The following is a 25,380-nucleotide window of genomic DNA, read 5'->3' on the forward strand; positions in this document are numbered from 1 at the left end:
GCATCTGTCGGTTTCGCCTCCTCGGCGAGGGGCTTTGCCGCGCCCCCGTCCGCGGCGTCGGGTCGTGCTGCCGGGGTCCTGCCGGGGCCGGCTCCGGACCACCGGCCGGCTCCACGGTCATCGGGCCGTCTCCGCGGTGTTCACGGTGGCCAGGCGTCGGTTGTACTGGATCACGTCGTACTGCTGGTCACCGGAGACCACGACCTCCCGGCGCGAGGGAGTGGCGGGGAAGAAGTCGTCGGCGTCGAACGGTGCGCCGGCGGCCACGTACGCCTGCCCCTGCGGGAACGCGTACATGGTGAACCGCGTCTGCGCCGACGCGGGCAGTCCCTGGGGGTACTCGTCGGCGCGGGGGTAGGCCGTCGTGTAGACGGAGACCGACTTCGCCCCGCTCGCGGGACGGACGATCCGCGCGTGCGGGGCGGGGCGGGTGTTCACGCCCGCCGGGTTGTGGATCCATCCCTTGCGCCCGCCGAACCAGATGGCCGTCCAGTCCCCCCGCACATCGGCGACCACGAATTCCTGCCCCCACATCGCGGTCGATCCCCAGTCGTCGATGTGCTCGGTTCCCGCCGAGCCGTCCGGACGGAGGGCGAGGTCGGAGACGAGCGGGGCGTCGGAGCGGGGTTCCGTGCGGACGTAGAGGAAGTTCGAAGGCTGTGTCCGGGTGCGGCAGGTCGGGGCGCACACCGTCACCCTCTGCGCGTTCTCGCCGTACTTCGGGGCGATGGTGACCGCCTGTCCGATCCCGACGGCCCCGCCCTCCTCGAGGGCCTCGGCGCCGACGAGGGCCATGAACTTCTCCCAGTCCCAATAGGGGCCGGGATCCCAGTGCGCGTCCGGCGCGCGGGCCGGCCTCGGCGGAAGGACGTTGTCGTGCCCGATGATGTGCTTGCGGTCCAGGGGGACGTCGAAGCGCCGTGCCAGGTAGACCACCAGCGCGGCGGTCGCCTCGTACTGAGCCGGAGTGAACCAGGTCGGCCCCTGGGCGGCGTACCCCTCCAGCTCGATGCCGACGCCGTGCAGGTTCAGCCAGTAGTTCCCGGCGTGGAACGCGATGTCCTTGGTGGCCACCATCTGCGTCACCGCACTGCCGTCGGCCTTCATCACGTAGTGCGCGGAGGTCCCGCCGGCGGGGTCCTGGAACCAGCTGACTCCCCCGTCGTACGACCCTTCGAGGTCATGGATGACGATGAAGTCGATGTCCATGCCGTTCGCGTTCCGCGAGGACACCTGGTAGTTCGAGACGGCAGCGGGGGCGAACCGGCAGTTCAGCCGGCTCGGGCACTCCGGCACCGCCGCCGCGGCCTGCTTCCGCAGCCCCAGGAACGCGAGCTGTGACCTCGCCGGACGGATGGACGGCGACTTCGGCAACGACACGCTCTGGCCGTCCTTGCGCACCTTCCGCCTGCCGTCGCGGATCGCTTCGAAGACGCCGTCGGCGAACCGTCCGGCGACGGTGGCGTCGGGGGCCTGGCTGTAGCGCGCCACAGCCCCGTACCAGTCACCCGGGTCGAGCGGCATCTGACGGGTGATCCGCCGTTGGTACGAGGCGAGCAGGGCGGCGCCGCCTCGGAGGTTCTGCAGTTCGTCCCGCTTGAGGGTCTCGGGCGCGACGCCGATCATCGCGGCGGCGGCCTGCAGTGTGTGTTCGGACGGGTCGTCGGTGCCCGTGGCGTCCACCGGCCCTTCGCCCGGGCGGTGGGCGTGGGTTCCCCCGGACGTCGTGTCCGTCAGGTGCATCGGACCGTAACCGCCCTTGGTGCTCGGGCGGCCTTCGCCGGCCTCCCACCACGAGGACTCGTAGCTGACGCCGAGGAGCACGTCCTTCGGCACGCCGAATTCCGCCGCCGCTCGCCCGGCCGCCCGCTCGAAGCCGCCGGGGGTCGTGTCGGAGGGCCGGGCGTTCCCGGCAGTGGCGCATCCCCAGATGAGGGCTGCCGCCAGTCCCGCAGCACCGAAACCCCGGTGCCGCCTGTGTCTTCCGGTCACACCATGTCCCTTTCGCGCTGGTGTACGTCGTTCGGTCGCGGCCGATGGTGCGGCCGCCACCATCCTTCGGACGGGAGCCCCTCCCGGTCCCACCGGCACGCCCGACACGCGCGGGACCGTCACCGCACCAGCGCAGTCATCCCCGCGAGGGGACCAGACCGCCGCACCAGGCGGGACGGCGGGATGCCCGTGCCGGGCGGCCGCGCTGGTCGGCGGCCGCAGCCGGTCCCGTCCGGCCGGGGGATCGTCGGCGCGCAGGACCACGCCGACCGGATCGCGGCGCAGCCGGTTCTGGCGCCCGGTCGGCCGGCGGAGGGATGGGCATCCCAGGGTGAGGAAGGGCTTCGTGGATGTCGTCGGAGATCTTCCGGCGGATCCGCGGGCGGTGAACCCGTGCAGGTGGACGAACGTGCTTTCACGAGCCGGCGTCGGGTGTCGAGGCCGGATCCGTGTTCGGTGGCCCGCCGGGTCTCCCGTCTCCGACACGCTGCCCGTCCGGAGGACGGTGCGCGCCTTCCACGCGCCCGTTCTCGGGGGTGGGGGCCTCACGGTCGTCGCGGGCCGGGCGGCCCGGAGGGGTCTCACATCGTGAGCGGTCCCGGCCGCACTCTGGTCACGGATTTACATGCGCGTGACACTTATCGCGTCCTGTGTGCGGCAACGGCGCCGTAACATCCCTCAGTGGACCGGACCCGAGCGAGCCGCACCCCGTGATGGATCCGGTGACAGCCGCGCCAGAAAGGCTTTCTGTGACGACTCGATCCGAGACGCTGACCGTCCTCGACGATCTCCTCAAGGAGATCGAACACCGCAATCCCTCACAACCCGAATTCCACCAGGCCGCCCACGAGGTCCTGGAGACGCTCGCGCCGGTGCTCGCGGCCCGCCCCGAGTACGCGCAGGCCGGGCTCGTGGAGCGGCTGTGCGAACCCGAGCGGCAGGTCGTCTTCCGGGTGCCGTGGCAGGACGACAGGGGCCGCGTGCACGTCAACCGCGGCTTCCGCGTGGAGTTCAACAGCGCGCTCGGCCCGTACAAGGGCGGCCTGCGCTTCCACCCGTCGGTGAACCTGGGCGTCATCAAGTTCCTGGGCTTCGAGCAGATCTTCAAGAACGCGCTGACCGGCCTCGGCATCGGTGGGGGCAAGGGCGGCAGCGACTTCGACCCGCACGGGCGCAGCGACGCCGAGGTCATGCGGTTCTGCCAGTCCTTCATGACCGAGCTGTACCGGCACATCGGTGAGCACACCGACGTGCCCGCCGGTGACATCGGCGTCGGCGGCCGTGAGATCGGCTACCTGTTCGGTCAGTACCGCCGCATCACCAACCGCTGGGAGGCCGGCGTCCTCACCGGCAAGGGCACCGGCTGGGGCGGCTCGCTCATCCGCCCCGAGGCGACCGGCTACGGCAATGTGCTGTTCGCGGGGGCCATGCTGCGCGAACGCGGCGAGGACCTGGAGGGGCAGACGGCCGTCGTCTCCGGCTCCGGAAACGTCGCGATCTACACCGTCGAGAAGCTGGCAGCCCTCGGTGCCAACGCCGTGACCTGCTCGGACTCGTCGGGCTACGTCGTCGACGAGAAGGGCATCGACCTGGAACTGCTCAAGCAGGTCAAGGAGGTCGAGCGGGGCCGTGTCGACGTGTACGCGGAGCGCCGGGGCTCCTCGGCGCGCTTCGTGCCGGGCGGACGGGTCTGGGAGGTGCCGGCCGATATCGCGCTGCCGTCCGCCACCCAGAACGAATTGGACGAGAACGATGCCGCGGCCCTGATCCGCAACGGTGTGAAGGCCGTGTCCGAGGGCGCCAACATGCCGACCACCCCCGGGGCCGTCCGTCTGTTCCAGCAGGCGGGCGTCGCCTTCGGTCCCGGCAAGGCGGCCAACGCGGGCGGCGTCGCGGTCAGCGCGTTGGAGATGGCACAGAACCATGCGCGGACGTCCTGGGCGGCCGAGCGGGTCGAGGGCGAACTCGCCCGGATCATGAACGACATCCACGCCACCTGCCACGAGACCGCCGAACGCTACGGTGCCCCCGGCGACTACGTGACCGGCGCGAACATCGCCGGCTTCGAGCGAGTGGCCGACGCGATGCTGGCCCAGGGCGTCATCTGACCCCTGCCGGCACCACGCGCGTGTCGCAGGCCCTCCCCTCGCACGGACCGCCGGGGAGGGTCCCGGCGTCGGCCCCGCGCCCGTACGGTTCTCGGGCAGGTCGACGGGGGGCCTGCCCAGGGGCCCAGGGGCCGTTCGCAGGAAGGACCGCCGTACGGAGGGAGTGCGGACCGGTGCTCGCCTCCCTTCTCCGCACGCCGCCGGGATCGGTCCGGTGACCGGTCGGCCCCGTGAGCCGAAGCGGCGGACGTCTGGACGTGGTGCAGTGCCGCGGCCGACCGGTGGACGCTCGCCCGGGCACCGGCGTCCGACGGCGGGCCGGCCGCGACGAGGTCATGGCGTGTCGGAGCGGCCGACGGAGAAGCACGTCGCCGCCGTCTTCCTGAAGTTCGGCTACGGGCGACGGACACCGACGACCGGCGTGTGAAAGCCGTCCTGACCCGCCCGGCGGAGAGCACGAGCCGAACGCGGCTCGGAGACGCACCGTTTGCTCGGGCGCCCGTCGCCGCTGATGGCCTTCTCAGCCGTCGAGGATCGTTCCGTCCCCGGTGTCAGGCACCGGTGCGCCCGGCCGGGCGGCCCAGGGGGCCGGCGCCGTCGACGCGGTCCAGGCCGCCAGCTCCGTACCGTCGACGCAGAGGATCCCGCAGGAGGCCGCGTATTCCAGGGCCGGCTCCGTGAAGGAGCTGGTGGTGACGAGGACGGCCACGTCGGCTTCGTGCACGGCGTAACAGGTTCCGCCGAACCGCTGGAGGTCGGGAGAGCCGACCCGGTGGTCCTCCCCGTACTGCTTGCACTGGATGACCACGCGCCTCCCGTCGACGGTCGTCGCGATCACGTCCGCGCCGAGGTCGCCGGCGCCGCCGACCACCTCCACAGGGGAACAGCCGTCCCTGGCGCACAGGGCGGCGATCGTGTGCTCGAAGCCCTCCGGGTCGACGGCCAGGTGGTCCAGAGCCTCGGAGTCGAGGGCGGGCGGCATAGCGGGCCCGGCAACCGCCGGGGCGGCGCCCGGCGGGACGGTGAGGGTGCGGAGGACGCCCTCCTCCGCACGGCCGTCCGCATCGGGCAGACGTGCCCCACCCGCTGTCCCTCCCCGGTCGTTCGTTCCCGCGCCGGTCCCGGGGGCCCCGGTCCGGCGGCGCATCGGGCCCCTGCTCCACCGGGTCAGCGCCGTCCCGGCGCCCAGCAGCAGTACAAGGACGACGAGGACGACCGACAGGTGCGAGCCGGTCGAGCGAGTCGTCTTGAACATCAGGGCCGTGCCGCCGACCACCGCACCCGCGAGTCCCACCACGAGGACCAGGTCCCGCACGGATCTCCCCGGGCCCTCCCGTCGTATCGCGCCCCTGCCCCTGCCCCTGCCGACGGCCGTTGCCATACGGCCCCCTCCCTCGTCCGAATCCGCCTCGGTCGCCCGCGGCGCGGCCGGCCGCCTCCCCCGGTGCTTCCCGTACTTCCCCGGCCCGCTCCCCCTTCGCCCCGGCTCCCGTCACCGGTCCTGGCAGCTCCTGCCGAGGATCGGCAGCTCGCGAAGACCCGCCTCACCCCGAACACGCCATCGAAACGCACTCCGGCCGGTCTTCCCGTCCGCGAGAGGGCACCCTCCCCCCGCCGGCCCGGGCGAACCCGCGCCGGGCCCCCGCGGCCAGGCTGAGCGACGGTTGCCGACAACCGCTCTCTGCCGTCTCTCGACAAGGCCGGGCCGGCGGCGTGGACGGGGCGGGCGCGGTCGAGCCAGGCACGGGCCTCGGCGGAAGCCGTCCGCAGGTCGAGGGAGAGGTCCCGGTACCGGACCCGGTCCAGGGTGTGCTCCTTCGTCCCCGCGCGTGCGGCCGGGACGGTGACCGGATCCCCGTCCCCGTCGAGGGAGGCGTCCTTGGTGAGGAAGGAGCCGGCGGCGAAGCCGAAGCCGAGCGCGGTGCGGTCGTGGCCCAGGCGCCCGCGCAGTACCGCGCCCCGGGTGCGCGGTCCTCAGCCCTGCCGACCGGCTCATCCCCAGGGCGAAGGGGGTGAAGCCGCGCTCCTCGCCGAGGTGCCGGAAGGCTCGTTCCTTCATGGAGAGGAATTCGTGCGAACCGGGCGTGGCCTCGCCGAGCCCCGCCGCTTTCGCGTCCCCGGCCATGCCGCTCAGCGCCCGGAGGTCCGCGGTGGGGCCGTGGGGGTCCGTAACGGGGGGCGGGCCCCCGGCGTCCGGTCGGGAGCCGTGAGGGGGACAGCCCCATGGCACTCGGGGCGCCACCGGGATGTCCGGTGGATCTCGAACTGGGCAGGGTGGACGGACACGCCCGGGCTCCCAGGGAAGGTTCCTCATGTTCAGCTCTCAGTCCGTCCGCCGCCGCGGGGCGCGCGCCACCGCCGTCGGCGCTCTCGCCGTTGCCCTGTGCACCGCTTTGACGACCGGCGACGCGGAAGCGATCGTCAACGGAACGGATGCCACCGAGCGTTACCCCTTCATGGCGGTGATCCCGGAGTCCGCCCCCACCCAAGGGGTGTACGACGGCAACTGCGGGGCATCGCTGATCGATCCGCGATGGGTACTGACCGCCGCCCACTGTGTACGGGGCGAGGGCCTCGTGCTGGAAGGGGTCGTCCGGATCGGGAGCGAGGAGCGGAAGTCCGGGGGGACCGTTCGGGCGATCGAGCACGCCGTCGTTCACCCCGGCTATGTGAACGGTGAGGGCAAGGCGCCCAACCGGCACGACATCGCGCTGGTCCGTCTGGACCGTCCGGTCTCCCAGGAGCCCGTCGGGATCGCGCAGCGGACCGGGCGGCCCGGCACCCCGACCCGGATCCTGGGATTCGGGACCACCGTCGACACCGGGCTGAGGTTCGCGGAACGGTTGCAGCAGCTCGAGACCCGCACCGGCGGCGCGGCCGAGTGCGACCCCGGCTACGCCGACAGGACCCGGCTGTGCACGGTCAGTCGTGTGCCCGGGGCCATGGCCTGCTTCGGGGACTCCGGTGGGCCGCAGCTCCAGAAGGACCGGCGGGGGCGGTGGGAACTCATCGGTGTCGCCTCAGGCCCCGGTGCCGCCGGGGTCGCGTGCTCGGCCGGGCCGGGCCTCTACACCAGCGCGCCCGCCTACGCCGACTGGATACGCAGGACCATCGGGCACCACGCGTGAGTGCCTCCGGGACCGGCCCGGCCGCCGGAACCGACCGGCAGCGGTCACCGGGCAGCGACGGCGGCGCCACGCAACCCCGGCTTTCCTCGGGCGTCTTCCGTCATGGCGCCCTCGTCCGGTCCACGGCAGCGACCTGCCGCCGCCTCCCGCCCTTCACGGGGACCGTCCTTTGCGACACTGCGACACTGCGACACATCCACGTCCGCATTCACGTCCTCGGATGCTCGGCCGGACGGCGTCCCCAGGCCGAGATCAGCGGCGCGAGCGTCAGGTCGAGTTCGCCCGCGTGGAGGGCGGCCAGGTGCGCGTCGATCTCGGCGTCGTCGGCCAGGCCGGCCGCGAGCAGCTCGCCGCGCACGTGCCGGATGGTCGCCGCCTCCAGCCGGTCGCAGGCCAGGCCGCCGACCGGGAAAAAGCCCGCTGCGGCAACATCCACCAGCCCGGCCTCGCGCAATGCCCGCGGCAGTGTCCGGCCGTAGCGCAGGTCCGCGCCGCGGCGCGTCAGCAGCTCCCGGACCGCCTCGCGCAGCCGGTTGGCCCGTCGCTGCGCGGGACCGCTGTCGTCCAGGCACGCCAGGGGCTGCAGAGCGGTGTCGGCGTCCTCGACCAGCAGCCAGCCGCCGGGCCGTAGTGCTGCCGCCATCGTGGCCAACGCGCGGGCCCGGTCGGGTACGTGGACCAGCACGAGTCGGGCGTGCACCAGGTCGAACGTCCCCGGCTCCGGGGGTGGATCAGCGGCGACGTCGTGCCGGCGCACCTCGTACCCGTCGCCTGTCTCCAGCCACGAGGGGTCGATGTCCGTGGCCAGCACGTGCCCGGTCGGACCGACGGCCGCCGCGAGCGCCTCCGGGACACCGGGGCCACCGGCTCCCACTTCCCAGCAGCGCGAGCCGGCCCCGATCCCCAGTCGGTCGAAGTGCCCGCGCGTCACACCGTCGAACAGCTCGGCCAGCCAGACGAACCGCTCACCCGCCTCGCTGCGCGCGTTGTCCAGCAGGTATCCGCGGGCGGCAGCGGACTCTCCGCCGAGCGCGGCCCTCCCGCCTGTCGGATCCGGTCGGCCACCGACACGCGGCGGGCGGGGCGAGGAAGTCATGGCTCCATGGTCGGCCTTCCCCGGCCGTCAGCGCCACGGCGTCGGGAGAGGGATGGCTCACACGGGTGGAGACCCCCGCACGTCCACAGCACGGTTCTGCGTCGTGACGCGCCGGAAGGAGCACACGCATTCGGCCTCACGGCCGGCGCGCCGGGCGCGGGGCAGCACGCTGACGGGCTGTCGGCGGTGGCGGGTTCGCAGGCCCTGGTTCGGACTTCCCTCATTCCAGCGCATCCGCCCGGTCCGGCCGTCTGGTGGGGTGCTGTGCAGACCGCCGCCGAAAAGCCCGGCGATACGCACTGGTGTGCCTTCGACCGGGCCGAACCGGGGGCAAGGGATTCCGTGGGGTGGGCAGCTCCGTGTACGGGTCGTCGGGCGGCGCCACGCGCTGGTGTGCCTGCCGTCCGTCGTGCCGGACGGGGCTGTTCACGGCCGGTGGACGCCTTGGGGCAGCAGCGCCTCGGCGGCGACCGCCGCGACCGCCTCGGCGACCGCGGACAGGGCGGGCGAGTCCAGCTTCCACTGCTGCCAGTAGAGGGGGACGTCCATGGGCCGGTCCGGGGCGAGCTCCACCAGTCGGCCGGCCCGCAACAGCGGCACGGCCTGTGGTTCGGGTACGAGACCCCAGCCGAGGCCGGCGGCCACCGCGTCCCGGAACCCGTCCGAGGCCGGCACCATGTGCCGGATCCTCCCGGCTCCCGACCGTCCGCGGGTCAGCGCTCGTACGAAGGCGTCCTGCAGTTCGTCACGGCGGTCGAAGACCACGGTGGGCGCCTCGCACAGGTCCTCGGCCAGGGGGCCGGTCAGGTGCCGGGCCGCGAATTCCGGGGTGGCCACGGCCAGGTAGCGGGCCAGCCCCAGGAGCCGCACCGTGCAGCCCGCCACCGGGTCGGGCGAGGAGGTGACGGCCGCCATCACCTGCCCCTCGCGCAGCAGGGCGGTGGTGTGGGACTCGTCCTCCCGGTGGAGCTCGAAGCAGACCGGATGGTCCTGCGGCACCCGGGTGAGCGCGGGCAGGAACCAGGTGGCGAGGGAGTCCGCGTTGACCGCCACCGGGATCCGGGCGGGGCCCTGGTCTGCCGCCAGTCCCAGTTCTGCGTGGGCGTCTCGCTCCAGCCGGGCCAGCTGCCGGGCGAATCTGACCACCACCTCGCCGGACTCGGTGGCCCGTACCGGCTTGGTGCGCAGCAGCAGGACCCGCCCGGTGCGCTGCTCCAGTGCCTTGACGCGCTGGCTGACGGCGGAGGGGGTCACGTGCAGGGCGGCGGCAGCGGCGTCGAAGGTTCCTTCGTCAACCACTGCCAGCAGGGTTCTGACCTGGTCCAGGGGGAGCTCGTTCATAAGTAGCTCTAAGGGTACGTAAGAATCCTTAGCTGTACTCATCCCTCGGCGATTCGTACGGTCGAGGGCATGACCAACAGCATGGCCGCCGCCGCACTCGCCGGATTCGGTACGGGCCTCTCCCTCATCGTGGCCATCGGGGCCCAGAACGCCTTCGTCCTGCGCCAAGGCGTCCGCCGCCACGCCGTCCTCGCGGTGGTGGCCGTCTGCGCCGTCTCGGACGCGGTGCTGATCGCGCTGGGGGTCGCCGGGGTGGGCGCGGTGGTCAAGGCCTGGCCGACGATGCTGACCGCGGTCGGTCTCGCGGGCGGGGCGTTCCTGCTCTGCTACGGGCTCCTGGCCGGCCGGAGGGTGCTGAGGCCCGGCCCGGCGGCCGCGCTCACGGTCGGCGGCCCGGACGCGGGTTCCGCCCGACGGGTGGTTCTGACCTGCCTGGCCCTGACGTGGCTGAACCCCCATGTGTACCTGGACACCGTCCTCCTGGTGGGCTCGCTCGCCTCCGACCGCGGTGACCTGCGGTGGGCCTTCGGCGCGGGTGCGGCCCTGGCCAGCCTGGGCTGGTTCTTCGCCCTGGGCTTCGGTGCCCGCCTGCTGTCGGGCGTGCTCTCCCGCCCCCGGGCCTGGCGGGTGCTGGACGGCCTCGTCTCGGTGACCATGCTGGCGATGGGCGTGGCACTGGTCGCCGGGGCGTAGGCCGTTCCGGCGGGGCCGCCGGGGTCACGGTGCGTTCGCGCCGGCACGCGACCGGGCGCAGCCAGGCCGCCGCGAGTGCGGCGTGACCGGCGGGTGTGCGGCGTGACCGGCGGGTGCCGGGTGTGCCGTCCGCGGCCCGGTGCTCCGGCCCGGTCGTCGCGCCGAGTTCGGCGAGCATGCCGCCTTCGCGCTCCCGCGCGGGGACGACGCGGCCCCGCGGGTCCATCGTGTGCCGGCCCACGTCGTTGCCCCCCCGACGGCGCATCCGTCCCGTACGAGCAAGGGGAAGCCCCCTGGGGTTCAGGGGGCTTCCGTTCGCTGCCGTGCGGGGTGCCGGATCACATCCTGAGCAGCCGTTCCGTCACCTCGCGGTAGGTCCGCAGGGTGAGCCGGAGCTGCTCGGTGTCGGGGCCCGGCCCGTCCGGATCGCCGTTGTCCTGCCAGCCCGCCCGCAACGCGACCTGACGGTCCCTCAGGGAGGCCATGAGCTGCTGCTCCGCCTCGGCGAGGACTTCGGCCGCCTCGGCGACCGACGCGCGGGGCGTGTCGACGAACGTCGCGAGCACGTGGTGCAGGCGTTGTCCGAGGCGGTCCCGCTCGGCATCGTCCAGCAACCGTCCGGCCGCGCCCCCTCCGTCGACGGCCGCGGGCTCGCGGCCGTCACCGGAGACAGGGCCGCCGAGGGCGTGGGCTTCGCGCTCCCCGTTGTCGCCGTACCCCGGCCCTCGGCCGGGGTACGACCCGTCCGCCGCGTCCCGTCCGCGCGGCGCGGCGGGGGGCGCGGCGGGAGCCTTCGTGCGGCTCCCACCGTTCCGGCCCGTGGCGCTGGGGTCGTCGGACGGGGCGGCGGGCAGCGGCGCCCGGGGCGGCGCCGCCTGGGGAGGGACGGACGGTGGCTGGAGCGGTGGGGCCGTGTCGAACGGCGGCGCGGAGGGCGGTGTCGTGGGACGGCCGGCGCGTTGGGCGGGTACGGAGGCGGGCGCGCCGCCGTTGTCGAGGGGCGGCCGGCCGTCGGCGGCGCCCGGTGCTGCCGATGTCGGCGGGGGCGCCGGGGGCGCCGGCGGCGTGGGCCGGCGTCGTACCGCTCCGTCGTTTCCGTCCGTCGTCTCTTCGTTCCGGTTCTCGGGTGCCATCACGCTCCACTTCCCTTCGGGTTGATCAGACGTCGGCGGTGTCGTCCCGAGCGGGGACGGACGGTCTCGGCGCCGGTCGGCCTCCCGGTCTCCATCAGGCCCTCGAACAGCGCACGCGCGTGAACCAGCGCCTCCCTCAGCTCCTCCGTCGACGCCGATGCGGAGCGCCCGGCACGGCGTATCGCGCGCATGCCCTCCACGTGGTGCGGATGGTGCACCGACAGGGCGGCGAGCTGCTCCTCGCGTCGGCCCGCGTCCGGGAAGCCCTCGGTCTCCGCGACCCGTGCGAGGAGGTCGTCCGCGTCGACGACCGCCTGCCGCGGCGCGTCGACGAAGCGCTCCTGGATCGTGGTCCACTGGGCGGTGTAGTCCTCGCGGACCGCCGGCTCCAGTGGCAGAGGACGGATGTCTCCGTACCCGTCGAGCCGCTCGCGCAGGTCGCGGTGTGCGGATTCGGTGTCGCCTCGGTGCCGTTCGAGCGTGTGGTCGTACTCGGGGCCGAAGCGTCGTCTGAGGGCGCTCGCTCCCCTGTCCGTACCCGTGAGGGCCCGGACCAGGAAACCGGCCGCCAAGAGGACGGCGATCGTCGCCGCGAGGATGAGAACTGCGGTCTGGGTCGACATGACTGCCTTCCTGGAGGGTGATGGCTCCTGGCCGGTTGCTCGTCACTGTTCGCCGGACGGCTGTGGGTTCGTCGCGCCGCTTCTCCGACGGCCGGACCCGACACGGGGCAGCGGGTCGGCGAGGCTGCCGGGCCTCTCGTCGGCCACCGCCGGATCCGGTTACGCCGCTGCCGCGTCGGTTCCTCCGGGGCTCCGGCGCTCGTTCACCGTGAGGCCGCCCCAGACCCCGTACGGCTCGGCCACGCTGACGGCATGTTGCAGGCACCGGGCCTGTACGGGGCACCGGTCGCACACCGCCTTGGCGGCCTCCTCCCTCTCCACCCGGTCCTGGCCGCGCTCGCCCTCGGGGTGGAAGAACACCTCGGTGCCCAGGCCGCGGCACGCGGCCGCCCTCTGCCAGGCCCACTGGTGCTCCGCCCGCCCGGGCAGATGGGATACCTTCGACATGTCGGGCTTCTCCTTCACTCCGGTCGGCCGTACGACTCCTCTCATTCGTCTGGCCGCTGAGTCCTGTACGAAACGTCCCGAGTCGCGTGCGGGGAGGGTCCGGCTGCCAGTGCCCGGGAACGCGGAGGCCCTGCGTGCGCCTCGGATGCGGCCGGCGGTGAGCCGGGAGGGCGGCCGTGCGGTCAATCCGTCTCGACGAAGCTGTACGGGGGCAGCGGTCCCGTCGCCTGGGCCCGGAGGTGCGCGTGTTCCTGGTGCAGTCCGCGCAGGGCTTCCTCGAACGCGTGGCGCCGCTCGCGCTCCACGAGGAACGACAGGTCGGCCAGTCGGCCGGCGGCTTCCGGTCCGTGGATCACCGCCGCCGCGTGCGGGGCGAGCACTTCCTCGACGAGCGCCGCGTCGGCCTTTCCCCGCTCGTGGACGGCCCGGTCGACCAGTTCGCCGAAGGCGGCCGTGTCGTGGCGGTCACCGTCCCCGTCACGGTCGGCGGCGTGCCGGGACATCAGATTCGGTTCCTCGGCCAGCACCACCTGCCTCACGGCCTCTTCGTCGTGATAGACCTTCACGTTGAACTCGTCCCTGTCGGCGACCTTCTCCAGCCCTTCCCGGTAGAGGTCGTGGCGCTTCTCCAGGATCGCGGCGACGGTCTCGTCGTCGGGGGAGATCCCGCCGAACCTCAACGGGAGGACCGCGCCATCCTTGGCGGCCTCGATCACGACGTGCTGGTGCGCGAGCAAGTCGCTGCGCCTCGGCCGCAGTTCTGCCGGAGCGTCGCTGCACAGGGCCACCAGGTCGCCGCTGCGTACGGTGCGTACGGGCCGGGGCGGGTCGCCTATGCCTTCGATGTCGTCCGGAAGCTTCCGGTCGGCGGGGGCTATGCCGTAGACGTACGTGGTCATCGCTTCTCCTCCCGTCCGGTGCGTCTCTCCTCCGCTCCCTCGTCACGGGACCTGGCGGAAAGCTTCAGGGGGTGGGCCGCCGGACCCCGCTCGGGCGCCTTGGGCTGGGAGCACGCACCGGACCCGGTGACGTCGTGGGGCCGTTGGGTGTCGTAGCCCTCTCTCGTGTTACCGGCCTTCCTGTCCTCAAACCGGGTGGGGAGCCCGGGCGTCGGAGGAGACGGAGGAGATGGAGGAGGCGAGGGAAGTGCCTGCCGACAGGGGGGTGCCGACAGGGAGGTGCCGACAGGGAGGTGGCTGCGGCCGTCGGTGACGGCGGCTCGGGTTCAGGCCGGCGGAGGCACGCGCTCGGACTCCGGTGGCGGACCGGGCGGGGTGCCGTCGCCGAACGGCCGGCCGCCGAGCTCCTCACGGGCGTGCGGGGTGAGCCAGCCACGGAGGTCCGGGCCCTGGGGGACGATGCCGGTCGGGTTGATGGCGTGGTGGACCACGTAGTAGTGCGCTTTGATCTGCGCGAAGTCGATCGTGTCGCCGAAGCCGGGCGTCTGGAAGAGGTCCCGGGCGTAGGCCCAGAGGGCGGGCAGCTCGGTCAGCTTCTGCCGGTTGCACTTGAAGTGGCCGTGGTAGACGGCGTCGAACCGTGCCAGCGTCGTGAAGAGCCGGACGTCGGCCTCGGTGAGGGTGTCGCCCACCAGGTAGCGTCGGCGACCGAGCCGGTCCTCGAGCCAGTCGAGCCGCGCCCACAGTCGCTGGTGGGCCGTGTCGTACGCCTTCTGCGTACGGGCGAAGCCGCACTTGTAGACGCCGTCGTTCACGTCCTGGAAGACCTTCTCGGCCACGTCGTCGATCTCGTCGCGCAGGGCCTCGGGGTAGAGGTCGGGAGCGCCGTCCCGTTGGTGGGCCGCCCACTCCTGGCCGAGGTCGAGCGTGATCCGGGCGAAGTCGTTGGTCACCACCTGGCCGGTGGGGACGTCGACGAGGGCGGGCACGGTGATGCCGCGCGAGTAGCCGGGGTCGCGCCGGAGGAACGCCTCCTGCAGCAGTTCGATCCCCAGCACCGGGTCCTTGCCGCCGGGGTCCAGGTGGAAGGACCAGCTCCGATCGTCGTGGATCGGCCCCGCGACGCCCAGGGAGAGCACGTCCTCGAGTCCCATCAGCCGCCGGACGATCGCCGCCCGGTTCGCCCACGGGCAAGCCCGGGCGATCACCAGTCGGTAGCGTCCGGGCTCCACGGGCCATCCGTCACGGCCGTCGGCCGTGATCCGTGTCGCGAGGTAGTTCCGGTCCCGATGGAATTCCCCGTCACCAGTCATGCTCCGAGCCTAACGGCGCCCGCGGCCGCACGGGGAACGCGCGTGGGGTGTCCGGGGCCGTGTCGGGCGCGTCCGGCCGGGTCCGCGTCGACGTCCTGTCGGACTCCGCGGCGGTCGGGCCTGGTCCGGCTGTGGACCTGGCCCGGTTCACGGTCGAGTCGGTCGTGTTGCCGTCGGGGTCGAGGCCGTGCCGCCCCGGCAGGGCGGGGCCCGCCCGGTCGGGAAGCAGGCCTGCCGGTTCCCGGGGAGCGAGGGCGGGGTCAGGTGGCGGGGCGGGAGACGAAGACCCGTTCCAGCAGGGCGTGCAGGGCGTCCTTGTCCTCGTCGTCGAGACCGTCCAGACCCTCCCGCGTGGTGCGCATCTTCGCGCGGATCGCGTCGGTGGCGCGCCGGCCCTCGGCCGTGAGGACGACGTTCTTGACGCGTCGGTCGGCGGTGTCGGCCTCGCGGCGCACCAGGCCGCGCTGCTCCAGCCGGTCGATGATCCCGGTCATGTTGGAGGCGTCGCAGGCCATGGTCTCGGCCAGGGCGCGCATCGCGGCGGGTCCCCGGCGCAGCACGGTCAGGGCCTTGCCCTGGCTCGCCGTGAGGTTCTCGCTCGCCGCCGCGACGGTGAAATCGCCGTAGTAGACGCCGAGCGACACGGAGAGCAGCTCCATGAGCTGGGCCGTGTCGACGCGGGGACCTTGTGTCATGGGGGTCACCCTATCCGGAGATGCTTGACTATCTCAAGCATTCGCCTCTACCGTCTCCCCATTGCATGAAGTTCTCAAGCATCAAGGTTGTCAAGTAACAGCCATGAGGAGCGTCCCCGTGACCGTCACCGCGTCCCCCGCCTCCCGCGCGGCCGAGATCCTGTCCCGGCCCGTCACCCTGAACGGCCTGACCGTCCCGAACCGCATCGCGATGGCGCCCATGACGCGCATGTTCTCCCCCGGCGGGGTCCCCGGCGAGGACGTGCGGTCGTACTACGCCCGCCGCGCCGCCGCCGGCGTGGGCCTGATCGTGACCGAGGGGACCTACGTCGGCCACGAGTCGGCCGGGCAGAGCGACCGCGTGCCGCGGTTCCACGGCGAGGAGCAGCTGGCGGGCTGGGCGAAGGTGGCGGAGGCCGTGCACGCGGCGGGCGGCACGATCGTGCCGCAGCTGTGGCACATCGGGATGGTGCGCGAGCAGGGCCAGGCACCCTACGCCGACGCCCCGGCCATGGGCCCCTCCGGCATCCGCCCCGACGGCACGGAGGGCACCGGCAAGGCGATGACCCAGGGGGATCTGGACGACGTCATCGGCGCCTTCGCCGAGGCCGCCGCGGCCGCCGAGCGCATCGGCTTCGACGGCGTCGAACTGCACGGCGCCCACGGCTACCTCATCGACCAGTTCCTGTGGGCGGGGACGAACCGCCGTACCGACGCCTACGGCGGTGACCCCGTGTCCCGCACCAAGTTCGCCGCCGAGATCGTGGCCGCGGTCCGCGAGACCGTCTCGCCCGACTTCCCGGTGATCTTCCGCTTCTCGCAGTGGAAGCAGGACGCCTACGACGCGCGGCTCGCCGAGACCCCGGAGGAGCTGGGGGCGATCCTGGCCCCGCTCGCCGCGGCCGGCGTCGACGTGTTCCACGCCTCCACCCGCCGCCACTGGATACCCGAGTTCGAGGGCTCGGACCTGAACCTGGCGGGCTGGACCAAGAAGCTCACCGGCAGGCCCACCATCACCGTCGGCTCGGTCGGCCTCGACGGCGACTTCATCCGCGCCTTCGCGGGCGAGGGCGCGCCGGTCCAGGGCATCGACGACCTCCTCGACCGCCTGGAGCGCGACGAGTTCGACATGGTCGCCGTCGGCCGCGCGCTGCTCCAGGACCCGGAGTGGGCGGCGAAGGTCCTGGCGGGGCGGACCGGCGAGCTGAAGCCGTACGACGCGGCCGCACTCCGGACCCTGAGCTAGCCCGACCTCCCGGAACGGTCCGCCGGCTTCGTCGGCGGACCGTTTCGCGTTCCGGCCGGACGGCGGTCGGGTCGCGGCCCGGCCGACCGGACGGTCGCGCGGGGCGGGTTTCCACGGCCCCTCCCCCGCCGAGTCCTCGGGGTCGTTTCTCCTTCGCGGCTCGTACCCGGAGCCGGGCCGGCGGTTCCCGTTCGTCACCGCCCGGCGGCCCGACGCGGAGTGCTCGACCGTACGGGGCCGGGTGGGCGCTGCTACGCCGCGGGTCCGGTGGTGAAGAACTCCACCATCCGCTCCAAACCCTGCGGGCCGAACATCGTGGCGAGGCTCCGGGCGGAGTCGGTGGCAGAGGTCCGGCTGCGGGGGAAGAGCGCTTCCTCGTAGGCGGCCAGGGCGCCCTCGGGGTCTCCGGGGCGGGAGGCGATCGCCGAGGCGAGTTCGGCCCCGTCGAACATGGCGAGGTTCGCCCCTTCGCCGGCGAAGGGGGACATCACGTGGGCGGCGTCGCCGAGCAGCGTCACCCCCGGCACGCGGCCCCAGCGGTGGTCCACCGGCAGGGCGTGGATGCGGCGGGGAGTCATGGCGTCGGCGTCGGCGATCAGCCCCCGTAGGTCCTCGTCCCATCCCTCGAAGCGGGCCAGCACGGCCCTCTTGGCCTCTTCCAGGCGGGTGAAGTCGACCGTGTCCAGCCAGTCCTCGTCCGCCTTGAGCGCGGCGTGGACGTGAAGGCCGCCGTCGGCCTCCTTGTGCGCGAGGAAGCCGCGCTCGTCGCCGAGGCAGATGAAGAAGCCGTCGCCGACGACGGCCGCGCCGCGGGGGTGACGGGTGTCCGCCTGCGGCAGGTCGGCCTCCACGAAGGAGATGCCGGTGTAGGCGGGCACGGCGTCGGAGAGCAGGGGGCGCACGCGCGACCAGGCGCCGTCGGCGCCGATCAGCAGGTCGGTGGTGAGGGCCGTTCCGTCGGCGAAGGTCACCTCGTGGCGTCCGTCGGCCAGTGTGCGGGCGGCGGTGGCCTTCTTGCCCCAGTGGATCATGCCGTCCGGCAGCGAGTCGAGGAGCAGGTCGCGCAGGTCGCCGCGGTCGACCTCGGGCCGGCCGCCGGTGCCGTCGTCCCCTTCCGAGACGTGGACGGTGCCGTCGGGCCCGAGCAGGCGCAGGGCCTGACCGCCCTCGTGGACGATCCCGAGGAAGCCGTCGTGGAGGCCTGCGGCGCGCAGGGCCCGCTGGCCGTTCTCCTCGTGGATGTCGAGCATGCCGCCCTGGGTGCGGGCCTTCGGCGAAGCCTCCCGTTCGAAGACGGCCGCCTCGATGCCGTTGACGTGGAGGACGCGGGCGGCGGTGAGACCGCCGAGACCTCCGCCGATGATCGCGATGGGGTGATGCGTGCTCATGGGGCTCCCTGGGGTGGGTGTGCGTGAAGCCTCGGCCCGGTGTTCCCGGCCCGCCCTTCCACCGTAACGAACATGTTCGTAGCGAACAAGTTCGTCCATGGGTGCGAAGCGCCTTCGGCCTGTGCGGCGTCCGTGCGGTGCGCCGCACGGGCGCGGGCTGCCGCGCGGGAATCCGCAGGCCGCGGCGCTCCGGTCGGCTCAGGCGGCGGTGACCGGGACGGGCGTGTGAAGGATGCCGTTGATCACGAGATCGAATCCCCAGGCCAGCCGGGCGTCCTGCGTCCCGGCCAGAAGCGCCGGCAGGTGCGCCTTGATCATCGGGTGCTCGGCCTCGTCCACGCCGTGCGCGGCGCGGGCGAGGGCGTCCCAGTCGTCCTGGCTCATGGGGTCGCGCTCCTGGGTGCCGTGTTCCGCCGCGGTGGCGGTCGCGTACTGCAGGAGGTTGTCCACGCCCCAGGCGACCTGCTCGCGCGGGGCGCCGCTGCGGGAGAGCAGCAGCAGGAGGCGTTCGACCAGGTCCAGGTAGTTCGGGCCGCCGGGACGCGCGACCAGCGCGGAACGGGCCAGCTGCGGGTGCCCGAAGAGCAGGTGCGTGTACGAGGTCAGCACGGCGACAAGCTGGTCGCGCCAGTCACTCGCGGTGTCCTCGACGGACAGGTCCACCTCGCCCAGGAGCGCGTCCAGCACCGCCGCGTGCAGTTCGGCGGTGCTGGCGACGTACACGTACAGCGAGGCCGGGCCGGTGTCCAGCTCCTGCGCCAGGCGCCGCATGGTCACCTTCTCCAGTCCCTCGGACCGCATGACCCGCACTGCCGCGTCGATGATTCCGTGCCTGGTCAGAGCGGGCTTGGCGGGGCGCTCGCGGCGGCTGATCGGTTCTCGCTTCGCAGTCATGCCGCGATCGTAACGAACACGTTCGCCGCCGGCCGTCGTCCCGGTCCGGGCCGCCGCCACGGCGCGGAGGAGGCCCGGGGACGGTCAGTACGAGTGGTCGACCGTGACGTCGGCCGAAAGGCGCAACGCGGCTTCGGCCGGTGCCCCGCGCAGTCCCAGCAGGGTGAGGGCGAGGGCGTCGATCACGGTCAGGTGCGCCAGGCGGCTGGCGACGGTCTCGAGTCCGAAGACCAGGTCCTGGCCGCCCGCGACCAGCGTGCAGTCGCTGGACTCGCCGAGCGGCGAGCGGGCGTAGCTGGTGAGGGCGACGACCCGGGCCCCGGCGCGCCGCGCGCCGCGGGCGGCGTCCACCGTGCTCCGCGTCGCCCCCGTATGACTGATGGCCAGGCAGACGTCCGCGGAGGTCAGTTGGGAGGCGGCCAGCTGGGCCGTCAGCGGGTCGGCCGGCGCGTCGACCGCGCAGCCCAGGGCGCGCAGCCGGTAGGCGGTGTCCAGGGCGACCGCGCCGGACAGTCCCACTCCCACCACCAGCACCCGGGGGGCCGCGTCGAGCAGTCCCGCGGCCGTGCGCAACCGCTCGGGGGTCACCGTCGCGGCCACCCCGTCCAGCGCCTCTCGGGCGGCACGGACGGTGTCGGCCAGTGCGCGGGCGGCCGGATCCCGGTCCCGGGAGGGCTCCCGGGCGGGCGGCGCGGCACCGGGCGGCCGGGTCCGCCGGGCGTCGTGTACGTGTCGGGGTCCACGGCCGGCTCCTTCGGTCGAGGTGACCTCATGATCGGGTCCGGGACGTCGTCCGGGCAGGGGTGCGGCCGCTCGTCTCCCGGTGGGTCCGCACTCGGCCCGGGCAAGGACGGGACCAGCACCCGCACGGTCCGGAGGATGTGCCGGGAGGGCACCCGGGCCCGGGAACCGCAGACGTGCGAAGGACCCGACGGCGGAGGAGGAAGTGCGGTGGGCATGGCGAGCGCCCTGTTCGAGCGCTGCCGAGTCGTGGCGTGTCGTGGCGTGGCGTGACGCGGGCTCCGGGGAAGAGCCCCCGCGTCGGCCCGGCTGATCCGTCCGATCCGGGGTACGCGCCTGAGGCGCACCGCAGATCAGCGATGTTCCACCCGGAAGGAAGAACCGCGTGACCCAGAACCCGACGCAGCACAGGATCCGCACGGTGGGTGTGGAGGAGGAGCTGCTGCTCGTCAGCGGCCGGACCGGCGAACCGCTCGCTCTGTCGTCCGCCGTCCTCGCCGCGGCCGCCGGGGGCGAGGCGGGGGACGTCTTCGAGAAGGAGCTGCATCAGGAGCAGCTGGAGTTCGCCACCCGCCCCGTCAGCGACATGGGCGCCCTCCGCGAGGAGATCGTCCGGTGGCGCGGCGAGGCCGGGCGCCACGCTCGAGGTGTGGGTGCCCAGGTCGCCGCGCTGGCGACCTCGCCGCTCCCCGTGCAGCCCTCCCGGAACCTCGGGCGGCGGTACCGCTGGCTGGCCGACCAGTTCGCCCTGACCGCGGAGGAGCAGCTCACCGGCGGATGTCACGTGCACGTCTCCGTCGAATCGGACGAGGAGGGCGTCGCGGTCCTCGACCGGATCCGCACGTGGCTGCCGCTCCTGACCGCGATCAGCGCGAATTCGCCCTACTGGCAGGGGAAGGACACGGGGTACGCCAGCTACCGCAGCCGGGTCTGGTACCGGCTCCCCTCCGCAGGCCCGTACGAGCCGTTCGGCACCGCGGCCGGTTACCACGCCCGCGTGCGCGACATGCTGGGCACCGGGGTCCTGCGCGACCAAGGCATGATCTACTTCGACGCCCGTCTCTCCCACAACTTCCCCACCGTCGAGATCCGCGTCGCCGACGTCTGTCTCGAACCCGACACCACGGTGCTGGTGGCCACCCTCGCCCGGGCCCTGGTCGAGACCGAGGCACGGGCCTGGCGGTCGGGGGAGCCCGTGCCCCGTGTTCCGGTCGAGCTGCTCCGGCTCGCGGCCTGGCAGGCAGCCCGCTCGGGGCCTGAGGGCCCGCTGCTCGACCCTCGGACGCTGCGACCGATCCCGCCCGAGGCGGCCTTCGACGCCTTCATCGCGCACACCGAGGACGCCCTGCGGGAGACCGGCGACCTCGACCGGGCGCGCTTCGCCCTCAAGGACCTCCTGGTGCGCGGCGGAGGGGCCCGGCGCCAGCGTGACCTCCTCGAAGGCGGGATGGAGCTCGGCGAGGTCGTCCGCACGTGCGCCCGGATCACCACGGAGGACGGCACCGCGGAGGAGTAGCTCCCGGAGGCGGCTCCCCTCCTTTCCCCGGTCGCCTCTCCCGGCGACGGCTTCCCTTCCCTTCCCCCGTCGCCCCTCCCACAGCCGCCTGTTCGGGCAGGCATGTTCATCAGGAGGAGTGCTGAGGGGAGGGGAGGGCGTCCTCCGGCCGGTTCGAAGGTGACGCCCGGAGCGGCGGCGCCGGCGGGGGCGCCGGGCTCGTGGACGCAGCCGACGGGCGGCGAGGGGACGTGCGAGGGCAGGCTCCGGTGCCGATCGACGCCCCCTTCGGCTCGCTGAAGCGGTTCGCCGTCGCCGATCCGCGTCCGGTGGGCGGACGCCCCGGCGACACCGCGGCCCGAACGGCCCGGCGGTCCTCGCAGCCGGAACGCCGGAGAGACCGTGCGTACGGGACTTCCCTCCCCCACCAGGCGGCTCCGGTCCGGCCTCCTCATGGTGAACGGCCCGCACCCCTGCCTGGTGCGGGCCGTTCAGCTGTCCCCGCACCCACCGGAAGGGGGAGACAGCGGGTGCGGGGTCAGCCGGAGCGGTCCCATGCGCTCGAACGACCGCCTGCCCCCGATCCTCCGTCCTACTCCCGCCCTTCCCCAGGCAGTCGGCGATGGATCCGCCGCGGTCGACGAGGAGGCCGAACGGGGCCGGGGGAAGTGGCGGGCAGCGGTCGCGAAATCGCCGGCCGGGTCTGCGGCCGGTCCGGCGAGCTCGGCGAAAGGGTCGATGCCGGAGGCGCCACGCAGGGTCCGGCACGGCCGGGCAGGGCCGGGCCGTCTGAGGACTGTCCCGTGAACGGTCTTCGCAGGACTCCCTCTCTCGACCGCTTCAGGGCCACGGGAGGTGGCGGAGCCTCACGAGCGGGACCAGGGACGGCGTCTGGTGCTGTGGCCGGCGCCGAGGCCCGACACGTGGAGGGCGAGGGCGGTCAGTCCGAGCAGCATCACGTTCGTCGAGGTGAACGCATCGTTGGTGGCGATGTCCGCCGCGTTGATCAGGAACGCGAAGAAGAACAACACCGCCGCGACTATGCCGAGCATGAGCGAGCTCCTTTCGAAGGGTGCTGTTCGTATGCCCTCGCATCGTCGTCGCAAGCCGGCAGGGAGCACCGGCGGACCGGCCGTCAACCCCGCCCGGCCCGCTGCGGGTTCAGCGTTCACGCGTACCCGAGCTCGGCGTCGTACCGGATCGGGTTCACACGCTCGCGTGGCGTGAGGCGACGGCCCGTCGAGGTGCGGCGTGATGCGCGGGCCGGTGCCCCGGGGCCTCCCGGAGACGCCGCAGCCACACACAGGCCGTGAAGAGCAGACCGGCGAAAACCACCAGGAGGAACAGGGAGGCCCACATCTGTGGGCTGCCCGGGTGGGCTCCGCCCGTCCAGGCCGCGGCGGCCGCCCACAACAGGACGCCTGACATGTAGAGCACACGGATCCGGCGCAACTGCCGTACGACCCGCAGGAAGTGTTCGTTCTTCGGTGCCATGCGGGCCGTGTACCCCGGTCCGCGCCGTCCACCGGTACTTCGGCGGAATCACGTTCCCGGGTGCCGCGCCTCGGCGTCCACGGCCACGGCGAGGGCCCGTCCGCCGCTCCGGGGCACGGCGGCACACCGGTCGGTGTGAAGCCGACCGGTGTGGGTCCCCGTCGTCGGTGGGGCGCAGGGTCATCGTCTGAGGGGTGTTTCGGGCTATACCGCCCGGGCGCGGTCTGCAACAAGTAGCATCCGGCAGCAATACCCGTCCTGCACAAGGAGTGTGGATTGCATGGCCGACGAGCCTGACAGCACCTCGATCCAGACCAAGTACGCGGAGCAACTCGCCGCTGACCTCGCGGCCAACCAGGCCGAGCAGGCCACTCTCACCGTTCGGCTGGGCCGGTTGCAGGAGGAGGAGAAGTGGCTCGCCGCGACGCTGGAGTCCCTGCCGCCGGCCGCCGGGGGTGAACCGACGGCTGCTGCCGGGCCGGTGAGCGGCACCGTCGCGGCCGGTGCCGAGCCGGCGGGCGCCACCCTGGTGGCCGGCGCCGGTGCGGAGGAGGCGGCCGTGCCGCAGCCGAGGTCGGAGAAGGCCGGTCGCGCCGCGTCGGTGAAGAAGGCACCGGCGAAGAAGGCCACCGGGGCCAAGCGTGCCGCCAAGAAGGCTCCCGCCCGAAAGGTCCCGGCCGCCGAGGAGACCCCGGCGGCAGAGAAGGCCGTGGCGGCAGTGAAGGCCGTGGCCGGGAAGGTGCCCGCAGTCAAGAAGACGGGCGTCAGGAGGACCACGACGGCGAACAAGGCCGTGAGGCCGACGGGTCCCACGCTCGGTGAACTCCTCAAGGACCTCCTCGCCCAGCAGCCCGGTGAGCCGAAGAAGGTCAGCGAGATCAGCGCCGAGCTGAAGGCGCGCCACCCCGAGCGCGCGACGTCGGACCAGGTCGTCCGCAACGCCCTGGAGAGGCTGGTGGCGAAGGACGGGCTGGAGAAGGACACCCGGCAGGGCCTCGTCCTCTACACCTGGCCCACGGCCCGGGCCTCTGCCGCTTCCTCCGCCCCTGCCGCGGAGCGGTCGAAGAACGGGGAACCCGCCGAGGCGGCCCTGGCCGGGGCCTGAACAGCACGGCCGCGGGGAACCGCCGCAGGTGTGCGCACTCCAGGTGTGCGCACTCCAGGTGTGCGCACTCCAGGTGTGCGCACTCCAGGTGTGCGCACTCCAGGTGGGCAGCGGCAGGAGGCCGATCAGGCGCTGCCGGCCCTGCCATCGGGACGCGCGCCGCTCCGGCGGTCCTCCGCCGTCGGGGCACCCGAGTCGGCTCCGAGCCGGTGGACGGAGACCCGCTGTTCCGGCAGGCGCGGGCGGTGGCCGGTTCGTCCTCCGGGACGCGTTCCCCGTGGGCCTTCTCCACCCACGGCGATCGCCCCCGTGGGACCGCCGTACGCGGTCAGGGGACGTACCCGTCGCATCGAGTGGCCGCGCCGTTCAGTGCCACTCCCAGGAGAGCGCCTGATAGCCGGGCCCGGGGTTCTCGAAGACCGCGTGCGCCCGCCCGGCGGCACTGATCCACACCGGTTCAGCGGACACCGGTTCCCCGGCGATCGCGGCACTGAAACAGCGCCGGCAGCGCACCGGCACGGCGTCCGGATGGAAGGAGACCTCCAGGGTGTAGAGGAGGGCGGGGGCGGGGAACCCCCGCCCGCACTCCTCGGCGCGGCGTCCGTTCTCGGGGAACCGCAGGGTGTACTCGATCAACGTGGTCCCGCCCTCGGACAGCGTGCGGTCCAGGAACAGTTCGATGACCATCAACGGCACGCTGCGGTCCGAGCGCAGCCTCCCGAGGCGGGCGTTGCGCACGTCGGTGAACTCCGGCAACGCCGTGTCCGGATCCTCGCCGCGGAGGACCACCACACAGCGGTCCACCCGATCCCGGGTCGCCTTCAGCACCAGGCGAGTGGTCAGTCGTGTCCCGGCACCCCGCGCGTCGAGCTCGTAGCTGTCGTGGGCCGCGACGCGGAGCAGGCCGTCGTCCGTGCTGTCCAGCTCGGCCAGCAGCTCCGGGAGGCTCTCGAACTCCCGCCACAGGTGCTCGGTCTCCAGCACGACGGCGTCCCGGTTGACCCAGCGGCCCCGGGGGCGGCGCGGGCCGAGCAGCGAGACCAATCCGTCGGTGGGGATGCCCAACAGCTCCTCCAGCAGTCGGACCGCCTGCCGGGACTGCGGCCGTTCGGGGCGGCTGCGGCCGCGCCGCCAGTAGCTGAGCGTGGTGACGCTGATCTCGACGCCGCGCTCGGCGAGCCGGTGCTGGATGCGCTCGAGGCTGAGCCCGCTGGCCCGTACGGCGGAGTCCAGGGCCGCCTCGAAGGGGCCGGTGCGGAGCACGTCGAGGAGATCCGTCGCTCGTTCTCGCGGTTGTACGGTCTTCGGCTCCAGCAGCGGTGGGATCTGGGCGGTCCGCCCGGACCGTGTCGTGCCACCGGTGTCCACCAGTCTCTCGCCTCCTGCCCGTCATGGCGCGCCCGGGAACGAAGGCGTGCCTGTGACGGCGTTCTCGTGGGGGGGTTGGAACGGGGCCACAGGCTAGCCACGGCCCGGCCGGATATCGACGAGACGTTAGACACTCTGTGAACAGTTTTGACCAAAGCTCAGGGTGCGGCGGAGCCGTGGC

Annotated in this window: 23 protein-coding genes; 6 read left to right on the top strand and 17 right to left on the bottom strand. The window is 73.2% G+C overall.

Going from position 1 to position 25,380, the window contains the following annotated elements; genetic code table 11:
- Window positions 1-117: 117 nt before the first annotated feature.
- The gene (locus tag IE180_RS27385) at window positions 118-1,836 is read right to left on the bottom strand and encodes an N-acetylmuramoyl-L-alanine amidase (protein ID WP_190159634.1); all 1,719 of its coding nucleotides are present in this window, start codon (window positions 1,834-1,836) and stop codon (window positions 118-120) included.
- Window positions 1,837-2,741: 905 nt separating this feature from the next.
- On the opposite strand from IE180_RS27385, the gene gdhA reads away from it, so the two are divergent.
- Window positions 2,742-4,100, top strand: coding sequence for an NADP-specific glutamate dehydrogenase (gdhA, locus tag IE180_RS27390; protein ID WP_190159635.1), 1,359 nt, complete (start codon window positions 2,742-2,744; stop codon window positions 4,098-4,100).
- 520 nt (window positions 4,101-4,620) lie between these two features.
- Here gdhA and IE180_RS27395 read toward each other — a convergent pair.
- Both IE180_RS27395 and IE180_RS36790 read right to left on the bottom strand, forming a co-directional pair.
- Window positions 4,621-5,406, bottom strand: a complete 786-nt coding sequence (locus tag IE180_RS27395) for a restriction endonuclease (RefSeq protein ID WP_444545785.1) — start codon at window positions 5,404-5,406, stop codon at window positions 4,621-4,623.
- On the bottom strand, window positions 5,355-6,050 hold the full coding sequence (locus tag IE180_RS36790; RefSeq protein ID WP_308434451.1) for an erythromycin esterase family protein: 696 nt from the start codon (window positions 6,048-6,050) through the stop codon (window positions 5,355-5,357). Before IE180_RS36790 ends, IE180_RS27395 begins: the two co-directional genes overlap by 52 nt.
- A gap of 362 nt (window positions 6,051-6,412) precedes the next feature.
- Here IE180_RS36790 and IE180_RS27405 point away from each other — a divergent pair, with 362 nt between their 5' ends.
- A complete protein-coding gene (locus IE180_RS27405) occupies window positions 6,413-7,228 on the top strand; it encodes a S1 family peptidase (protein ID WP_190159636.1) in 816 nt (271 codons plus the stop codon).
- Between the two features lie 208 nt (window positions 7,229-7,436).
- Here the strand turns inward: IE180_RS27405 and IE180_RS27410 are convergent, their stop codons facing one another.
- Window positions 7,437-8,324, bottom strand: coding sequence for a methyltransferase domain-containing protein (locus IE180_RS27410; protein WP_190159637.1), 888 nt, complete (start codon window positions 8,322-8,324; stop codon window positions 7,437-7,439).
- A 426-nt stretch (window positions 8,325-8,750) separates the two neighbouring features.
- The gene (locus tag IE180_RS27415) at window positions 8,751-9,665 is read right to left on the bottom strand and encodes a LysR family transcriptional regulator ArgP (RefSeq protein WP_190159638.1); all 915 of its coding nucleotides are present in this window, start codon (window positions 9,663-9,665) and stop codon (window positions 8,751-8,753) included.
- 69 nt (window positions 9,666-9,734) lie between these two features.
- On the opposite strand from IE180_RS27415, the gene IE180_RS27420 reads away from it, so the two are divergent.
- Complete coding sequence (locus tag IE180_RS27420) at window positions 9,735-10,358, top strand: LysE/ArgO family amino acid transporter (RefSeq protein ID WP_190159639.1); 624 nt, start codon at window positions 9,735-9,737, stop codon at window positions 10,356-10,358.
- A gap of 338 nt (window positions 10,359-10,696) precedes the next feature.
- Here IE180_RS27420 and IE180_RS27425 read toward each other — a convergent pair whose 3' ends face one another.
- From IE180_RS27425 to IE180_RS27450, 6 genes are all read right to left on the bottom strand, one after another.
- On the bottom strand, window positions 10,697-11,491 hold the full coding sequence (locus IE180_RS27425; protein WP_190159640.1) for a hypothetical protein: 795 nt from the start codon (window positions 11,489-11,491) through the stop codon (window positions 10,697-10,699).
- The gene (locus tag IE180_RS27430) at window positions 11,491-12,114 is read right to left on the bottom strand and encodes a hypothetical protein (protein WP_190159641.1); all 624 of its coding nucleotides are present in this window, start codon (window positions 12,112-12,114) and stop codon (window positions 11,491-11,493) included. Before IE180_RS27430 ends, IE180_RS27425 begins: the two co-directional genes overlap by 1 nt.
- A 159-nt stretch (window positions 12,115-12,273) precedes the next feature.
- Window positions 12,274-12,561 (bottom strand): WhiB family transcriptional regulator, encoded by a 288-nt coding sequence (locus IE180_RS27435; protein WP_190159642.1) that lies wholly within the window; start codon window positions 12,559-12,561, stop codon window positions 12,274-12,276.
- A 182-nt stretch (window positions 12,562-12,743) separates the two neighbouring features.
- Window positions 12,744-13,460 carry a GvpL/GvpF family gas vesicle protein gene (locus IE180_RS27440; RefSeq protein WP_190159643.1) on the bottom strand — a complete coding sequence of 239 codons (717 nt, stop codon included), beginning with the start codon at window positions 13,458-13,460 and terminating at the stop codon, window positions 12,744-12,746.
- Window positions 13,461-13,786: 326 nt separating this feature from the next.
- Entirely contained in the window at window positions 13,787-14,773 is a 987-nt protein-coding gene (locus IE180_RS27445; RefSeq protein WP_190159644.1) for a glutathione S-transferase family protein, read from the bottom strand.
- A 260-nt stretch (window positions 14,774-15,033) separates the two neighbouring features.
- Entirely contained in the window at window positions 15,034-15,468 is a 435-nt protein-coding gene (locus IE180_RS27450; protein ID WP_229860950.1) for a MarR family winged helix-turn-helix transcriptional regulator, read from the bottom strand.
- Between the two features lie 118 nt (window positions 15,469-15,586).
- On the opposite strand from IE180_RS27450, the gene IE180_RS27455 reads away from it, so the two are divergent.
- The gene (locus IE180_RS27455) at window positions 15,587-16,714 is read left to right on the top strand and encodes an NADH:flavin oxidoreductase (RefSeq protein WP_190159645.1); all 1,128 of its coding nucleotides are present in this window, start codon (window positions 15,587-15,589) and stop codon (window positions 16,712-16,714) included.
- Between the two features lie 251 nt (window positions 16,715-16,965).
- On the opposite strand, the gene IE180_RS27460 is transcribed toward IE180_RS27455, so the two are convergent.
- The 3 genes from IE180_RS27460 to IE180_RS36795 all read right to left on the bottom strand — a co-directional run bounded on the left by IE180_RS27460 (window position 16,966) and on the right by IE180_RS36795 (window position 19,596).
- A complete protein-coding gene (locus IE180_RS27460) occupies window positions 16,966-18,102 on the bottom strand; it encodes an FAD-dependent oxidoreductase (RefSeq protein WP_190159646.1) in 1,137 nt (378 codons plus the stop codon).
- Between the two features lie 198 nt (window positions 18,103-18,300).
- Window positions 18,301-18,996: a TetR/AcrR family transcriptional regulator gene (locus IE180_RS27465; protein ID WP_190159647.1), complete on the bottom strand. Its 696-nt coding sequence runs from the start codon at window positions 18,994-18,996 to the stop codon at window positions 18,301-18,303.
- A gap of 84 nt (window positions 18,997-19,080) precedes the next feature.
- Window positions 19,081-19,596 carry a MurR/RpiR family transcriptional regulator gene (locus tag IE180_RS36795; RefSeq protein ID WP_229860952.1) on the bottom strand — a complete coding sequence of 172 codons (516 nt, stop codon included), beginning with the start codon at window positions 19,594-19,596 and terminating at the stop codon, window positions 19,081-19,083.
- Window positions 19,597-20,149: 553 nt separating this feature from the next.
- On the opposite strand from IE180_RS36795, the gene IE180_RS27475 reads away from it, so the two are divergent.
- Window positions 20,150-21,253, top strand: a complete 1,104-nt coding sequence (locus IE180_RS27475) for a glutamate--cysteine ligase (RefSeq protein ID WP_190159757.1) — start codon at window positions 20,150-20,152, stop codon at window positions 21,251-21,253.
- Window positions 21,254-22,098: 845 nt separating this feature from the next.
- On the opposite strand, the gene IE180_RS27480 is transcribed toward IE180_RS27475, so the two are convergent.
- Both IE180_RS27480 and IE180_RS27485 read right to left on the bottom strand, forming a co-directional pair.
- The gene (locus IE180_RS27480) at window positions 22,099-22,284 is read right to left on the bottom strand and encodes a hypothetical protein (RefSeq protein ID WP_190159648.1); all 186 of its coding nucleotides are present in this window, start codon (window positions 22,282-22,284) and stop codon (window positions 22,099-22,101) included.
- 154 nt (window positions 22,285-22,438) lie between these two features.
- Window positions 22,439-22,726: a hypothetical protein gene (locus IE180_RS27485; protein ID WP_190159649.1), complete on the bottom strand. Its 288-nt coding sequence runs from the start codon at window positions 22,724-22,726 to the stop codon at window positions 22,439-22,441.
- 280 nt (window positions 22,727-23,006) lie between these two features.
- Here IE180_RS27485 and IE180_RS27490 point away from each other — a divergent pair, with 280 nt between their 5' ends.
- Window positions 23,007-23,831: a hypothetical protein gene (locus IE180_RS27490; protein WP_190159650.1), complete on the top strand. Its 825-nt coding sequence runs from the start codon at window positions 23,007-23,009 to the stop codon at window positions 23,829-23,831.
- Window positions 23,832-24,197: 366 nt separating this feature from the next.
- Here the strand turns inward: IE180_RS27490 and IE180_RS27495 are convergent, their stop codons facing one another.
- Entirely contained in the window at window positions 24,198-25,199 is a 1,002-nt protein-coding gene (locus IE180_RS27495) for a hypothetical protein (protein WP_190159651.1), read from the bottom strand.
- Window positions 25,200-25,380: the final 181 nt, after the last annotated feature.

Source organism: Streptomyces litmocidini, assembly GCF_014649755.1.
Taxonomy (GTDB): domain Bacteria; phylum Actinomycetota; class Actinomycetes; order Streptomycetales; family Streptomycetaceae; genus Streptomyces; species Streptomyces litmocidini.

Coding starts and splice junctions, on each gene's coding strand:
- IE180_RS27405 (WP_190159636.1), top strand. CDS start 6,413: ATGTTCAGCTCTCAGTCCGTCCGCCGCCGCGGGGCGCGCGCCACCGCC.
- IE180_RS27410 (WP_190159637.1), bottom strand. CDS start 8,324: ATGACTTCCTCGCCCCGCCCGCCGCGTGTCGGTGGCCGACCGGATCCG.
- IE180_RS27415 (WP_190159638.1), bottom strand. CDS start 9,665: ATGAACGAGCTCCCCCTGGACCAGGTCAGAACCCTGCTGGCAGTGGTT.
- IE180_RS27420 (WP_190159639.1), top strand. CDS start 9,735: ATGACCAACAGCATGGCCGCCGCCGCACTCGCCGGATTCGGTACGGGC.
- IE180_RS27425 (WP_190159640.1), bottom strand. CDS start 11,491: ATGGCACCCGAGAACCGGAACGAAGAGACGACGGACGGAAACGACGGA.
- IE180_RS27430 (WP_190159641.1), bottom strand. CDS start 12,114: ATGTCGACCCAGACCGCAGTTCTCATCCTCGCGGCGACGATCGCCGTC.
- IE180_RS27435 (WP_190159642.1), bottom strand. CDS start 12,561: ATGTCGAAGGTATCCCATCTGCCCGGGCGGGCGGAGCACCAGTGGGCC.
- IE180_RS27440 (WP_190159643.1), bottom strand. CDS start 13,460: ATGACCACGTACGTCTACGGCATAGCCCCCGCCGACCGGAAGCTTCCG.
- IE180_RS27445 (WP_190159644.1), bottom strand. CDS start 14,773: ATGACTGGTGACGGGGAATTCCATCGGGACCGGAACTACCTCGCGACA.
- IE180_RS27450 (WP_229860950.1), bottom strand. CDS start 15,468: ATGACACAAGGTCCCCGCGTCGACACGGCCCAGCTCATGGAGCTGCTC.
- IE180_RS27460 (WP_190159646.1), bottom strand. CDS start 18,102: ATGAGCACGCATCACCCCATCGCGATCATCGGCGGAGGTCTCGGCGGT.
- IE180_RS27465 (WP_190159647.1), bottom strand. CDS start 18,996: ATGACTGCGAAGCGAGAACCGATCAGCCGCCGCGAGCGCCCCGCCAAG.
- IE180_RS27480 (WP_190159648.1), bottom strand. CDS start 22,284: ATGCTCGGCATAGTCGCGGCGGTGTTGTTCTTCTTCGCGTTCCTGATC.
- IE180_RS27485 (WP_190159649.1), bottom strand. CDS start 22,726: ATGGCACCGAAGAACGAACACTTCCTGCGGGTCGTACGGCAGTTGCGC.
- IE180_RS27490 (WP_190159650.1), top strand. CDS start 23,007: ATGGCCGACGAGCCTGACAGCACCTCGATCCAGACCAAGTACGCGGAG.